13 protein-coding genes are annotated in these 14,367 nt (G+C 37.7%); 6 read left to right on the plus strand and 7 right to left on the minus strand.

Going from position 1 to position 14,367, the window contains the following annotated elements:
* Window positions 1-104: 104 nt before the first annotated feature.
* A complete protein-coding gene (locus LB465_RS00655) occupies window positions 105-1,619 on the plus strand; it encodes a GH3 auxin-responsive promoter family protein (protein WP_224465934.1) in 1,515 nt (504 codons plus the stop codon).
* 138 nt (window positions 1,620-1,757) lie between these two features.
* On the opposite strand, the gene LB465_RS00660 is transcribed toward LB465_RS00655, so the two are convergent.
* Window positions 1,758-3,599 carry a T9SS type B sorting domain-containing protein gene (locus tag LB465_RS00660; protein ID WP_224465935.1) on the minus strand — a complete coding sequence of 614 codons (1,842 nt, stop codon included), beginning with the start codon at window positions 3,597-3,599 and terminating at the stop codon, window positions 1,758-1,760.
* A gap of 131 nt (window positions 3,600-3,730) precedes the next feature.
* Here LB465_RS00660 and folE point away from each other — a divergent pair, with 131 nt between their 5' ends.
* The 5 genes from folE to LB465_RS00685 are packed head-to-tail and all read left to right on the plus strand — an operon-like array spanning window position 3,731 to window position 7,560.
* Window positions 3,731-4,408, plus strand: coding sequence for a GTP cyclohydrolase I FolE (gene folE / locus LB465_RS00665; RefSeq protein ID WP_224465937.1), 678 nt, complete (start codon window positions 3,731-3,733; stop codon window positions 4,406-4,408).
* Between the two features lie 37 nt (window positions 4,409-4,445).
* Window positions 4,446-5,930, plus strand: coding sequence for a cysteine--tRNA ligase (gene cysS / locus LB465_RS00670; RefSeq protein WP_224465939.1), 1,485 nt, complete (start codon window positions 4,446-4,448; stop codon window positions 5,928-5,930).
* 18 nt (window positions 5,931-5,948) lie between these two features.
* Window positions 5,949-6,194, plus strand: coding sequence for a membrane protein insertion efficiency factor YidD (gene yidD / locus LB465_RS00675; protein ID WP_070053280.1), 246 nt, complete (start codon window positions 5,949-5,951; stop codon window positions 6,192-6,194).
* Window positions 6,195-6,244: 50 nt separating this feature from the next.
* Entirely contained in the window at window positions 6,245-7,066 is an 822-nt protein-coding gene (gene lgt / locus LB465_RS00680; RefSeq protein ID WP_070053279.1) for a prolipoprotein diacylglyceryl transferase, read from the plus strand.
* On the plus strand, window positions 7,063-7,560 hold the full coding sequence (locus LB465_RS00685; RefSeq protein ID WP_224465940.1) for a DUF192 domain-containing protein: 498 nt from the start codon (window positions 7,063-7,065) through the stop codon (window positions 7,558-7,560). Before lgt ends, LB465_RS00685 begins: the two co-directional genes overlap by 4 nt.
* A 226-nt stretch (window positions 7,561-7,786) precedes the next feature.
* On the opposite strand, the gene LB465_RS00690 is transcribed toward LB465_RS00685, so the two are convergent.
* The 6 genes from LB465_RS00690 to LB465_RS00715 form a co-directional block, all read right to left on the minus strand.
* Complete coding sequence (locus tag LB465_RS00690) at window positions 7,787-7,927, minus strand: type II toxin-antitoxin system RelE/ParE family toxin (RefSeq protein ID WP_224465942.1); 141 nt, start codon at window positions 7,925-7,927, stop codon at window positions 7,787-7,789.
* Between the two features lie 72 nt (window positions 7,928-7,999).
* Entirely contained in the window at window positions 8,000-8,158 is a 159-nt protein-coding gene (locus tag LB465_RS00695) for a ribbon-helix-helix domain-containing protein (RefSeq protein WP_224465944.1), read from the minus strand.
* 161 nt (window positions 8,159-8,319) lie between these two features.
* Window positions 8,320-8,919, minus strand: a complete 600-nt coding sequence (locus LB465_RS00700; protein WP_224465946.1) for a hypothetical protein — start codon at window positions 8,917-8,919, stop codon at window positions 8,320-8,322.
* 189 nt (window positions 8,920-9,108) lie between these two features.
* Window positions 9,109-12,126: a protein translocase subunit SecDF gene (secDF, locus tag LB465_RS00705; protein WP_224465948.1), complete on the minus strand. Its 3,018-nt coding sequence runs from the start codon at window positions 12,124-12,126 to the stop codon at window positions 9,109-9,111.
* A 165-nt stretch (window positions 12,127-12,291) separates the two neighbouring features.
* Window positions 12,292-13,218, minus strand: coding sequence for a malate dehydrogenase (locus tag LB465_RS00710; RefSeq protein WP_224465949.1), 927 nt, complete (start codon window positions 13,216-13,218; stop codon window positions 12,292-12,294).
* Window positions 13,219-13,309: 91 nt separating this feature from the next.
* Window positions 13,310-14,332, minus strand: a complete 1,023-nt coding sequence (locus LB465_RS00715; RefSeq protein WP_224465950.1) for a DUF6588 family protein — start codon at window positions 14,330-14,332, stop codon at window positions 13,310-13,312.
* Between the last annotated feature and the right edge of the window lie 35 nt (window positions 14,333-14,367).

Raw genomic sequence — 14,367 nt, forward strand, 5'->3', positions numbered from 1 at the left:
TTTCCCTATTTTTATCCGAAGTAGATTTGTAAGCTTCGAAGTTTAATTTAATTTTATCCAGCCAACCAGCTGAAGCATTGTCAGCGATAAATATATAAAGAATAATGCCAATTCCATTAGTAAACTCCATTGCTTCGTGGTTCCTCAAGAAGCGAATTCATCAAATGGAGTTGTTTATAAAATACCCTCATGAAGTTCAGCACGAACTGCTTAGGCATCTGCTTTCCAAAGCAAAAAACACTGAAATTGGCAAGAAGCATGGCTTTTCAGAAATTAAAACTCATAGTGAATTTGCCAGGCGGGTTCCCATTCAACAATATGAAGATTACCAGGACCGTATTGAACGCAGCCGGCAGGGAGAAACCAATATTTTTTGGCCAACGCCCATAAAATGGTTCGCTAAATCTAGCGGAACCACCAGTGCAAAAAGCAAGTTTATCCCGGTAAGTGAAGATTCGCTGGAACATTGTCATTACAACGCGGGCAAAGACCTGCTTTGTATGTATTTAAATAACAATCCGCAATCGCAGCTTTTCACCGGAAAGAGTTTAAGGTTAGGTGGTAGTAAGGAAATTTACAAAAATAATGGTACAGCTTATGGTGATTTATCTGCCATTCTAATTGCCAATATGCCGTTTTGGGCAGAATTTAGTAGCACGCCGAGCAACGAGGTTTCCCTGATGAACGATTGGGAAGTGAAAATGCAGGCAATTGTAAACGAAACTATTAAAGAAAACGTAACCAGTCTTGCCGGTGTTCCAAGTTGGATGCTGGTTTTACTGAATAATATTTTAGAGACCACCGGCAAAGAAAACCTGTTCGAGGTTTGGCCACATTTAGAAGTTTATTTTCACGGCGGGGTAAGTTTTGATCCCTATGCGCCGCAATATCAAAAGATCTTACCGAAAGAAGATTTTAGGTTTTATGAGATCTATAATGCTTCAGAGGGCTTCTTTGCCTGCCAGGATCAAAACGATTCTAAAGAGCTTCTACTAATGCTGGATTACGGGATTTACTACGAGTTCATTCCTATGGATAGCTACGGAAGCGAAAATGAACGGGCAATTCCCCTCACTGAAGTCGAAACAGGGAAAAACTATGCCGTGGTAATTACCACAAATGCAGGTTTATGGCGCTATAAAATAGGCGACACCGTTAAGTTCACCTCTATTAGCCCCTATCGCATAAAAGTTACAGGGAGGACCAAGCACCACATCAACGTATTTGGGGAAGAGTTAATTATTGAAAATGCAGAATCTGCATTAAAAAAGACTTCCCTGGTTACCAATTGTGAGATTGTAGATTATACCGCAGCTCCTATTTTTATGGAAGGAAAAGAAAAAGGCGCCCACGAGTGGATCATTGAATTTAAAAATCCTCCCCGGGATTTTGAAAAATTTAAATACGAACTGGATTTGGCGTTGCAACAGGTGAACAGCGATTATGAAGCGAAACGCTATAATAATATGACGCTGAATATGCCGAAAATTCACCAGGCACGTGAAAAATTATTTTACGATTGGCTAAAGAAAAATGATAAATTAGGCGGACAACATAAAATCCCGCGACTTTCCAATTCCAGAAGTTATGTAGAGGAATTGTTGGGGATGAATCAGTAGAATCACTTTTTATTTAATAAAAGTTTTATTTCTATCAAGCTGAACATGGTTCGAATTCTAACATATTTTAATTGCCAACATCTTAGATCCTGAACCAAGTTCAGGATGACGATTCAAGAAAGCCTTTCTATATTCCACTTATCTTTTCAGTGTGAAATTGGCTCCAAAATGATCGCGGTTGCCATTAATTTCAAACTCTACTCTAAACCAATAATCGTCTGCAGGCAAAGGCCTGCCGTTGTAGGTGCCATCCCAACCTTCGCCATTGAGACTTAATTCTTTAATTAGTTTCCCATAGCGATCAAATACATATATTATGTGAATTTGAATCTCAGCGGTATTTTCAATATTCCAGGTATCATTATATCCATCAGAATTTGGAGTGAAAAAACGCGGATAACCAACCAGGTAAAATTCATCAGAAGATGTAATCCCGCAGCCATTAATTTCACGAGCACTAATAGTATGAAAACCGGGATCTAAATTCCTAAACACCGGACTTTCCTGCCAGGCTCCATTGTCGGCGCGATATTCATAAGATGTGGTTTCACTTCCTACTCCACCGGTAGCTTCAGCGCTAATTATATAGCCACCGGTAAAATCGCTTCCGTCAATTTCAACAGAAACATTTTCTGGCCTGGAGTAAATTAGTAAAGTTGTATTAAACTCTACATTACAGCCAGACCGGCTATCTGTAACAATTAAAGTTACTTCATTAAAAGCCGGTGTTTCAGATAAATTCAAAATCGCTTCGGTGCTAATTGTATTTCCTTCAGCTATCCATTCATAGGCGTAATCGGCTCCTAAATCTTCACTAATCCCCTGTTGAGCAAGTACAGTTCCATTTAAATCTACACAAAGAACGCTTTCTTCCGGCAGGAAATTTTCGGGCACGAAAGTAAGCTCTACTTTAAACAAAACCCCCTGTGAAAGACAGCCACTTTCCACACCTTCTACCTGCGCAAAAATTTCTCTGGATTCTTGCACCGGAAACGCTGAGGGATTAGAAATAAGATTTTCATCGTCAATATCCTGTGAAGATTCATAAAAATTTACCCTGTAATCTTCTTCGGAAGTATTTCCGGTAAGAATTTCGGCTGAAGCAGCGCTTAAATCTATAGTAGTTTGATTGGGGTCACAGATGTAAAGATCTTCTGGAACAGTGGCTACCGGCTCACTATAAAATCCTATTTCAATTTCATCTTCATCAGCCTGGCCTGTTATATTTTCATATACAATTACTTTATAACGGCCAGAATCGGTTACCGTTAAGGTAGGATCTTCTTCATTCACAATTATCTCGAAGACATTAGTTACCTCATTAAACCTGTACCACTCATAGCTCTCCACGCCATTTGTAGTAGCATCTAAGGTTGTTTCATCTTCATCACAAAGAAACCTATCAGGTCCCAGTACTTCGTCCAAAATCCCACAATCTGTAGAACCTGAATTAGCCTGATCGGAATTGGTTTGACGTAAACTTATAAAACCCGGCAACTCCTCGTAATTTGTAATTAAAACCACATAAACCTGACCCGCTTCTGCACCAGGAATATACATTTGTTCTACAGTATCGGGTTCGTAACTACAGTCTACAATATTTAATTCGCCTAAAGACTCATTAGTACAATAATCCTCGGTTCGTTCAAAAGGTCCCCATACTACAAAATCTACATCATATTGAGAACCACTTCCATCTTCATTTTGAAATTGAGAAATATTAAATCTAAGATTTCCGGTTTCTTCTACCTGTAAATAAAACCAGGCGGGATAAGGCTGTGATAGCAAACACCCATAATCCGGTCCCGGTTCGCCGTTTACTATATTGCTGTTATTTGCATTAGAATTTGGAAACACCAGCTCTTCATCGCCGGCGCAAAAAGGATCTAAACTTTCACAAGAACTTCCCTGGCCATAACCAACGCCTAAACTCCCATAAAGAAGAAAAAAACAAAAAAGAAGTAGTGATCCTTGTTTCATAATAAGAAATAGAAGTTACAAAATAACAAATATCTATTTAAACCCTGTCTTTTATGATTACATAAAAACCTATTAAATATGTATCTTTGCAAGCCAAACAATCGGTTTACGACTATTATTGTAAAAACGGTATGAAAATAGACAAAATTTTGAATGAAATTGATGAGCAGGGAGATGCCCACGTGGGCAGCAGTGCACAAACCCCTATTCGCGAAGATGCTTTTGAATTGAGCGATATTGAAAAAGTAGCGCTCATCAATAAAGATGTAAAACATATTATGGAAACTTTAGGCCTTGATCTGACTGATGATAGCCTTAAAGGAACTCCCCAACGGGTGGCGAAAATGTTTGTAAATGAAATTTTTGCCGGATTAAATCCTGACAAAAAACCCATTGCATCTACTTTTGAAAACAAGTATAAATATGGCGAAATGCTGGTAGAAAAGAACATTACCGTTTATTCTACCTGTGAACACCACTTACTTCCTATAGTTGGGAAAGCCCACGTGGCTTATATTTCTAAAGGTCGCGTTATCGGACTTTCAAAAATGAACCGAATTGTAGATTATTTCGCAAAAAGGCCACAGGTGCAGGAACGAATGACGATGCAAATTGTTCAGGAATTACAAAAAGCCCTGGGCACTCCAGATGTTGCTTGTGTAGTTGACGCTAAACACCTTTGCGTGAACAGCCGTGGAATTAGAGATATAGACAGTAGCACCGTAACCAGTGAATTTGGTGGGGCTTTCAAGGACAAATCTGTAAAAAGGGAATTTCTTGACTATATAAAATTAGACACTACTTTTTAAAATTTTCTATTTCTTAATAATCAACAACTAACTATCTATGGCGCTTTACCAGGAACAAAGCTTGAAAATGTACAATTCTATGACGGGGGAAAAGGAAGTCTTTAAACCCATAAACGAAGGAAATGTTGGAATGTATGTTTGCGGCCCCACTGTTTACAGTAATGTTCATTTAGGTAATTGCCGGACTTTTATCTCTTTTGACCTGGTTTTTCGTTATCTAAAACACCTCGGCTATAAGGTAAGGTACGTTAGAAACATTACCGATGCCGGTCACCTTGAAAATGATGCCGACAGCGGAGAAGATAGAATTGCAAAAAAAGCACGTTTAGAACAAATAGAACCTATGGAAGTAGTGCAACGCTACACCATAGATTTTCATAATATTCTTCAGAAATTCAACAATTTGCCGCCGAGTATAGAGCCTACTGCTACCGGCCATATTGTTGAGCAAATTGAGATCATTAAAACCATCATCGAAAAAGGTTTTGCTTACGAGGTAAATGGGTCGGTTTATTTTGATGTAAGGAAATTCAACGAAACCAACCATTATGGCAAGCTAAGCGGAAGGGATATTGAAAATATGATCGCCAATACCCGGGAACTTGCTGCGCAGAGCGATAAGAAAAACCCGCAGGATTTTGCACTCTGGAAAAAAGCCGAGCCGCAACATATTATGCGCTGGCCTTCACCGTGGAGTGACGGTTTTCCAGGCTGGCATTTAGAATGCACGGTTATGAGTACCAAATACCTGGGAGAAGAATTTGATATTCACGGTGGCGGAATGGACCTAAAATTCCCCCACCACGAATGTGAGATTGCCCAGGGAGAAGCAGCAACCGGGAAAAATCCGGTTCATTATTGGTTGCACGCCAATATGCTTACTTTAAACGGCAAGAAAATGGCTAAAAGCACCGGAAATAATATTCTTCCTGAAGAAATTTTTTCTGGAAATAATGATATTTTAGACAAACCGTTTTCGCCAAATGTTACCCGATTTTTTATGCTTCAGGCGAATTACCGTAGCATTCTGGATTTCTCTGATGAAGCTTTAAAAGCCAGCGAAAAAGGATTTAATCGATTGATGGATGCTTACCACGCTATAGATGAACTTCCGGTTTCCGAAAAATCGAGTATAGACATTAAAGCCTGGAAACAGTCTTGTTATGATGCGATGAACGATGATTTTAACAGCCCAATTCTTATAGCCAAGCTTTTTGATGCGGTTAAAATGATTAACAACATCAAAGAAGAAGCTGCTAAAATTACTGCTGAAGACAAAGACGAACTGCAGAAAACGATGTCGGCTTTTATGTTTGATGTTTTGGGGCTTTTGGATAAAGTTTCTGAAAATAATGATACATCAGATAAGCTTTCTTCAACTATAGAATTGCTTATAAAACTTCGTGCTGAAGCCAGGAACAATAAAGATTTTGCTTTAAGCGATCAAATTAGAGATCAATTGCAGGACATGGGAATTCAGCTTAAAGACGGGAAAGAAGGCACTACGTTCTCGATTAAATAACAATAAAAAAGGATAGCGATGCTTAAAAAGTGGTTAGCATATCCGTTTATCCTGTTGGTGAAATTTTACCGAAATTTTATTTCTCCCTTAACCCCTGCAACTTGCAGGTATACGCCAACCTGTTCACAATACAGTTTAACCGCTTTACAGCGCTTTGGAGTTTTTAAAGGCGGCTGGTTAAGCTTAAAACGCATTTTTAGTTGCAATCCATGGGGAGGAAAAGGCTACGACCCGGTGCCCGAAAAAACAGAAACCAAAATATAGGGCAACTACTTGCAAATATGTATCTTTACCCTACTAATCAATTTTAATTTATGCTTTTTAACGCGATCACCTGGAGCCCTTCAGAAGGTTTAGACTTAGGTTTTTTCACCCTTCACTATTACAGTTTAATGTTTTTGATAGCCTTCGGCCTAGGCTGGTATATTATGAAAAGCATTTATGTAAGAGAAAAAGTATCTATAGAAAAACTGGATTCGCTTTTTATTTATACCGTTTTGGCCACCTTAATTGGCGCCAGGCTGGGCCACGTGATCTTTTATGATTGGGATTACTTTCAAAATCATTTATTGGAAATATTCTTACCGGTTCGTTTTGAACCAGAATTTGAATTTACCGGCTTTAGAGGTTTAGCCAGTCACGGTGCAGCTATTGGGATCATTATCGCCATGTACCTTTACCGAAAACGCGTTTTAGACAAACCTGTACTTTGGGTTTTAGACCGAATTGTAATTCCCGTAGCCAGTGGAGCAATTTTTGTAAGAATAGGAAACTTTATGAATTCTGAAATTATAGGAAAACCTACCAACTCAGATTACGGAGTTATTTTCCAAAATTTAGGAGAAACATTTCCTCGACACCCTGCGCAGTTATATGAATCTTTCTGCTATTTACTAATCTTTATCCTATTATGGTATTTATACTGGAAAACCGAAAAACGCCATAAAGTAGGTTATCTTTTTGGTTTGTTCCTGGTTTTACTATGGACGGTGAGGTTCTTTGTTGAATTTGTAAAAGAAGCCCAGGTAGAAGAGCGTACCACCTGGTTATTAAACACCGGGCAATGGCTTAGTATTCCGTTTATAATTGCCGGATTGTACTTTATGTATCGCCCTACCAAACCGAGAACCGTATGATACGCAAGTCCATAATTTTATCGGCTGTCTTAGCGGCTTCGTTTTTATCTTCCTGCAAGGACGATAATGCTACTGAAGATCCTATAGAAACTGAAGAGATCACTTTTACTAAGGAAGGGGAAGCAACTTTAATCAAAGCCTCTTCTGGTGATACCATTCAACAGATCGATATTGAAATTGCCGATAATTCTTACGAAAGGGAAACGGGTTTAATGTACCGTGAGAGTATGGAAGACGACCAGGGAATGCTTTTTATTTATGATAACGAAGCGCCCAGGGCTTTTTATATGAAGAATACCTACATCGCTTTAGATATCATTTATTTCGCTTCAGACAGTACTGCAGTAAGCTTTCAGAAGAACGCTCAGCCGCAAGATGAAACTTCTTTACCCTCTGAAGCACCGGCTCAATTTATACTTGAAATAAATGCCGGCCTTTCCGACGATTGGAATATTGAAGTTGGTGATAAAATAGATTTTCAGCGGGTAGATTAAGGTTAGATCTATAGATTTTATTTGTTAACTCTTCTCATCTTCTATCAAACCCGAAAAGTGTATTTTCTTACTGATTTTTGGATTAGATATTGCTTAAATCCTGTCTTCCAATTATTGCCATAATTTCGACATTATTGTTTTCTATGCGGTAATATATACTATCAGCGCCACATACACATCTTCTATATCCAAGCTTTATGAAATCAACTGCTTTGAAGGAAAAAGGTTACTCTGCGATCAAATCGAAATACTCAAAAAATCTTTCAAAATAGCTATCTGCCTGAGTCAATTCAAACTTTTTTACTCCAAATTGATGAATTCTAATTAAATCTTCTTTAGCTACATTACTTAATCTATACTTACTCATTAAGTAAAGACTTAGATTGTGCTAAAATCTGCTCTTTACTGTCATTCGTAAATCCGCTTTCTACTGCTTTTTCTAATTACTTTTAATCCAATCAATTTGAATCTGCTGATTTCTAGCCTGTCTTATCAGGTCATTAATCAATTCACTTTTACTTGAATACTCCTGACTTTCAATTTGAGATTTTAACCATTCGTCATTTGGTTTTGTAAATGAAATGCTTTGTCTAGACATAATATTTTGTATTCGACATACATTTGCACCAAAAATGTATCAAAATCAAGTTTTTTACTGTAATTATTGTCAATATAGGAGAAGATTATTGACAGGTAGGGGTAAAAGGACTCTGATTTAACAGCTTAATCTTTAGTTTCTCGGTTTGGCCATAACCAATGCTAAGCGTGCTTAGGTTTTATCCAATTTTTAATAGCAGCTTTCAACTTCATACAGTCGTCTCTAATTATAAGGAACTTCCTTAATCCTTCATCTTCATTTCCTCTTATTTTAGTAAACTTAAATTGATTTCCTTTTAAATCTTCAGGGTATTTAAGACAATGGTAAAACTTATCAGGTGTTAAACAATTATGAGAAAAGAAATCATTAAATGGGCTCTTAATGCTCAAATGCTTTTCAAGTAAAGTCATGATTTCTTTGGTAAATTTATCCTGATTAACGCTGATGATTTTGTATAGTTTACCGAGATCGTGATTCTTCGTCGACGGTAGCAAATTTTGAGTTTCAAGCAAACCTTTCATATATAATTCTAAACCATGATAGAAATTAAAAAGTATAGGGACTCCAACATTCATATCGTTCCATCTAGTTTTATATTCATATTCAATCCAATCATTATCATCATCTTTTGAATTCTTATGATCAGGAACATCATACCAAATAGAAGTATAATTTCCTTGTTTTTCCATTTCATTGATAGATTCACGTGCAATTTGAAGAAATTGATAAGCGAATCCAATATAATTAGTTTTTCCAACCATAAATGTTTCTTAATAGTTACACCAACAAATCTACGAGTTTAGGATAAAATCAAGCAGTTTAAGCAGACGTTTCCAATATTAAACCATTAGGACTTACGCTCTCTAAACCTCATATCAACACAAAACCAACCCATAAAAAAAGCGCCCCAAATTGGAGCGCTTTTTACTTTATTTATTTTCGAAGAAATCTTAAGCAGTTGTTGTAGCTTCAGAATCCTCTTCAATTTTCTTCTTTTTTTCAATCTTAGATTTATCGGTTACACTGTCAAACATAACAGGAGTTGCGATAAATAGAGATGAATATGTACCTACAATCACACCAATGATCAAAGCAAACATAAAGCCTCGTATGCTTTCTCCACCAAAGATAAAGATGGCAAGTAACACGATCAAAGTGGTAAGCGAGGTATTAACCGTACGGCTAATAGTGCTATCTAAAGCGCTATTTACAGTTCTACCTAAAGGCCAGCTGGTATGCTCGTTCACAAACTCCCTAATCCTATCGAAAACAACCACGGTATCATTTAAGGAATAACCAATTACGGTAAGTATGGCAGCGATAAAAGCCTGGTTAATTTCCATACTAAACGGCATCACTTTATAAAGAAGTGAGAAAATACCAAGCACTATAATAACATCATGAGCTACTGCGGCAACGGCACCAATACTAAACTGCCATTTTCTAAATCGCAGTAAGATGTATAGGAAAATAACCACAAGAGACCCTAAGATTGCCCAGAAAGAATCATTCTTAATATCATCGGCAATGGTTGGGCCTACTTTCATAGACTGCATAATACCAATTTCCTGTCCGGCACCACCGGTGGTAAACTCATCGTAAGTAAGACCTGCAGGCAAATAAGATTGTAAAGCTTCAAACATAGACTCTTGAATCTCGTTATCTACTTCTGTACTTTCTTCATCAACCTTGTATTTTGTAGTTATTTTTAACTGATTGTTTGGCCCGAAAGTTTTGGCTTCGGCACTTCCAAATTCAGCGATAAGATCCTGTTCAACATCGGTTGGATTCACATCCTTGTCAAAACGCACGGTATACGTTCTACCTCCAACAAAATCAACTCCCTCGTTTAGCCCCTGAACTACTAGTGAACCAATACTAATTACAATTAGAATTCCGGAGATTACATAAGCTACCTTACGTTTTCCAAGCCAATCTACCTTTACATTTCTGAAAAGGTTTTTGGTTGCGCCTGTAGCGAACTCAAGAGATTTTCCGTTTTTACCATAACCATCAATAAACAATCTGGTAATAAAAATCGCAGTAAATAAAGAGGTAGCAATACCTATTAATAAGGTAGTAGCAAAACCTTTAATTGGACCTGTACCTAAAATCAATAATATAAAGGCAGTTAAACCAGTCGTAATATTCGCATCTAAAATTGAAGAAAGTGCATTATTAAAACCATCTTTAATCGCATCTTTCTGCACTTTTCCTTTGGCAAGTTCCTCACGAATCCTCTCAAAGATAAGTACGTTCGCATCTACCGAGATACCAATGGTTAACACAATACCGGCAATACCAGGTAAAGTTAACACGGCACCTAAACCGGCAAGAATTCCGAAGATAAATAGAATGTTTACAGCTAGTGCAACATCGGCAAAAAGACCGGCTTTACCATAGTAAAAAATCATCCATAACAATACGAAAATAAGAGCGATCCCAAATGACCAAATCCCGCTTTCTATAGCTTCCTGACCTAAACTTGGTCCTACAATTTCACTCTGAATAATATCTGCGGAAGCAGGAAGTTTACCTGCTCTAAGAACATTGGCCAAATCCTGACCTTCGGTAATACTAAAATCTCCACTAATTTCACTTCTTCCACCTGAAATAGGTCCGGTTGAAACTCCGGGAGCTGAATATACGGTGTTATCTAATACGATAGCTATATTGCTCTGTTGGGTTGAAGCCTGACCGGTCATTTCTTCCCATACCTTAGCTCCTCTTCCGTCCATTTGCATAGATACTGCAACACGACCCATTTGGTCATAAGTTTGTTGAGCATCTGTAATCACATCACCACTAAGAGGCGGCTCCATGTTACGGTTTCCTTTTAATGCATAAAGACCAACTACACCTTCTTCATCTTCCGGGATTCCCCAGGCAAATTTAGCGTAACGTTGCTCGGCAGGAAGAATAGATCTTACCTGAGACATTTCAAGGTAATTATTAACTTTTGCTGTATCCTGTACAGAAAAATAGGCAATTACAGGACCTCCCTGGAAGCCCGGACTTTGCACCAATTCAAATAAAGGATTGTTTCCTGTAGCTACTTCTGTACTATCATCTTCACTTTCAGCAAGAAGCTCATCTATATCACTGTCGCTTTCTGTGGCGGTAGTATCAGTTTGAGTTTCGGCTTCAGCTTCAGCTTCATCTTCATTTACAACATCCTTAAGAACGTTATTAGCCTGGGCTAAAAAGTTACCCAATTCTGTGTTTTTGTAAACATGCCAGAATTCAAGTTGTGCAGTACTCTGTAGCAAACCTTTTACCCTGTTAATATCTTTTGCACCCGGTAATTCAACAAGAATTCTTCCTGAATTTCCTAAACGTTGAATGTTTGGTTGAGTTACCCCAAACTTATCGATACGTTTTCTCAATACTTCAAAAGCCGAAGTAATAGACTCATCAACCTTTCTTCTAATAACGGTTTCAACCTCATCATTAGACATTTCGAAGTTGATCTCATCGCTTAAAGTTTTATTAGCAAAAACATCTGGTGAGGCAAGTTGTGCATCTGGAATGTCGTTATAAGCCTCAAAGAAAAGATCAATATAATCATCCTGGCTATCTGTTGCAGCTTGATCAGCTTCAGCTAAAGCCTGATTAAAAGCAGGGTCATCGGTATTATTAGCTAAACCGGCAAGAATATCTTTAACCGAAATTTGAAGAATTACGTTAATACCTCCTTTAAGGTCAAGCCCTTTATTTAGTTCCTTGTCTTTGGCATCACTATAAGTGATCCCGGCAATCACCTCATTATTCGCAACCGAATCGAGATATCTTTGCTCCTCAACATCTCTCAACGCTGAGTAATCCTCTACATTTTCGCTAATTTTTTGCGTGGCAAAATCTTCAGCTTCACTTTCTACACTATTTGTAATAAAAGTAAAAGACAACTGATATATACATACCAGTCCAAATAAAATTGCAAAAACCTTAATCAGTCCTTTGTTCTGCATTATTCCTTAAGTTATAATTAATTAGGTCGATTTTAAAAACGGACAAATATAGGGTTTCAAAAATGAAATCCCAACAATTTTTTTTTGAATAATTTAACTTTTAAACATAAAAAAGACCGCATAATTTGCGGTCTTTTTTGCTGTATTTTCAAGGTTTAAACCTTCTTAGAGTTCTAAAAGTGCATTGGTTTTATTCACACCTTCAGCGCTTTCCTTAATTTTATTAGACTCTGCATCATTAAGGTCTATTTCAACGATCTTTTCAAGTCCGTCTTTTCCTAAAATTGCAGGCACTCCAATACAAATATCGTTTAAACCGTATTCACCTTCCAGCATTGCTGAGCAAGGGAACATCTTCTTCTGATCACAAGCAATAGCCTGAACTAAAGCCGAAACAGCAGCTCCCGGCGCATACCAGGCACTGGTTCCTAATAATTTGGTAAGGGTTGCTCCACCAACTTTGGTATCTTCTGAAACCTGATTTAGGCGATCTTCAGACAAAAATGCTGAAACAGGAACTGAATTTCTTGTAGCCAATCTTGTTAGTGGTACCATACCAGTATCACTATGGCCTCCAATTACCATCCCATCAACATCAGATGGTGGGCATTCTAAAGCTTCACTCAGTCTAAATTTGAACCGTGCACTATCTAAAGCTCCACCCATTCCAATAATCTTATTCTTTGGAAGTTTGGTTGTTTTATGCACAAGGTAAGTCATGGTATCCATAGGATTACTTACCACGATTAGGGTTACATTTGGAGAATGCTTAATAAGGTTTGAAGAAACTTCTTTTACAATTCCGGCGTTTATCCCTATTAATTCCTCACGGGTCATTCCCGGTTTACGTGGAATACCACTGGTAATAACAGCAATGTCACTCCCTGCGGTTTTAGAATAATCGTTAGTAGTTCCTGTAATTTTAGTGTCAAATTTATTTAGCGTTGCGGTTTGCATTAAATCCATTGCTTTACCTTCGGCTACTCCTTCTTTAATATCGAGCAACACTACTTCTGAAGCAAAATCTTTAATAGCAACATATTCTGCACAACTGGCACCAACGGCACCTGCTCCTACTATAGTAACTTTCATCTTATATTTTATTTAAATCGATTAATATTTTAACCCAAAAATACAAATATTGGTATAGTATTACTATAAGATATGGTTAAAACTATAGCTTTTATATTCTAAAATGCAGGCCGGCATTCAGATGGAAGAATTTACCTGCAGTAGCCATGGTACTAATTTTAAAACGGTTGAAATAAATATTAAAACCAAGATCGGCTTTAATTTGGGCCTGACTTTGATCCAGACCACGAAGAGCTGTATTAATTGGTCCTAAGGCAATCCCTGAACCACCCATTGCATAATTAAAGTTTGAATTGGTTGCTCCTAAGGCTCCAAATACTTCAAAACTATCTCCATATAATTTAGATCCCATAACCGAAGCCATCCAGAGATTAGAATTCACATTTACAAGGGTTAAGTTTCCAAAAGAACTTCCGGCAGAAGAAAGATTTACCGGATCCAAAAATTCATACTCTACATCAAATTTACTAAATGCAATTATGGCAGCCGCCTGAAAATCATCTTCCTGATTAAATCTAAAATACTGAGAAAAATTATGTTTTATTGCAGCACCGTAAGTAGTAAAAGCTACTCCGTCTACAGTTAACTGCGGAAGGATCCTGGCAGAAAATTCTGTTTCATACGGTAGCCCCACGTTAGCCTGAACAAATGGATAAGCAACCACACTTTTATTAATCCCTTCTATGGCCTGAAACCTGATTGGGACATTATTTCCGGCATAGTTGATATCTCCAACGAAGTATGTTTCAGTCTCGCCGCCAAAAGCAGTTGGAACCACCGCGTTACTTCCGTCTCCTTCAAGACTTAATATTGGCCCACCACTTTCGTGAACACCTGCAAGATCTCCATTTGATATTGTAAAAGATTGCCTGTTAGAAGGAACAAATAATGCGTTGCCCTGAAAAGAGATTTCTACTTTCCACGGTTTTAAAGCGGTAGCAGAGGTAAACCAACCCGCTCCAGCCTGGTATGCGGCACCTTCAGCTGCAGGGCCCGCAAATTCATCTGCTATGTAAAGCATTTCGTTTGCGAATTTTGTAACATCATCATCCTGAGCATAGGTGATCGATGAAAACAATAAAAATAGAATGAGGTATTTAGCTTGAAATTTCAAAATAAGTAGGTGTTAAGTTAGTGGAGTAAAAATAG

The organism is Salegentibacter lacus, assembly GCF_020164555.1.
Lineage (GTDB): Bacteria > Bacteroidota > Bacteroidia > Flavobacteriales > Flavobacteriaceae > Salegentibacter > Salegentibacter lacus.

Bases quoted from the DNA above. Each gene is read 5' to 3' on its own strand.
- LB465_RS00655 (WP_224465934.1), top strand. From the start codon at position 105: ATGCCAATTCCATTAGTAAACTCCATTGCTTCGTGGTTCCTCAAGAAG.
- LB465_RS00660 (WP_224465935.1), bottom strand. From the start codon at position 3,599: ATGAAACAAGGATCACTACTTCTTTTTTGTTTTTTTCTTCTTTATGGG.
- folE (WP_224465937.1), top strand. From the start codon at position 3,731: ATGAAAATAGACAAAATTTTGAATGAAATTGATGAGCAGGGAGATGCC.
- cysS (WP_224465939.1), top strand. From the start codon at position 4,446: ATGGCGCTTTACCAGGAACAAAGCTTGAAAATGTACAATTCTATGACG.
- yidD (WP_070053280.1), top strand. From the start codon at position 5,949: ATGCTTAAAAAGTGGTTAGCATATCCGTTTATCCTGTTGGTGAAATTT.
- lgt (WP_070053279.1), top strand. From the start codon at position 6,245: ATGCTTTTTAACGCGATCACCTGGAGCCCTTCAGAAGGTTTAGACTTA.
- LB465_RS00685 (WP_224465940.1), top strand. From the start codon at position 7,063: ATGATACGCAAGTCCATAATTTTATCGGCTGTCTTAGCGGCTTCGTTT.
- LB465_RS00690 (WP_224465942.1), bottom strand. From the start codon at position 7,927: ATGAGTAAGTATAGATTAAGTAATGTAGCTAAAGAAGATTTAATTAGA.
- LB465_RS00695 (WP_224465944.1), bottom strand. From the start codon at position 8,158: ATGTCTAGACAAAGCATTTCATTTACAAAACCAAATGACGAATGGTTA.
- LB465_RS00700 (WP_224465946.1), bottom strand. From the start codon at position 8,919: ATGGTTGGAAAAACTAATTATATTGGATTCGCTTATCAATTTCTTCAA.
- secDF (WP_224465948.1), bottom strand. From the start codon at position 12,126: ATGCAGAACAAAGGACTGATTAAGGTTTTTGCAATTTTATTTGGACTG.
- LB465_RS00710 (WP_224465949.1), bottom strand. From the start codon at position 13,218: ATGAAAGTTACTATAGTAGGAGCAGGTGCCGTTGGTGCCAGTTGTGCA.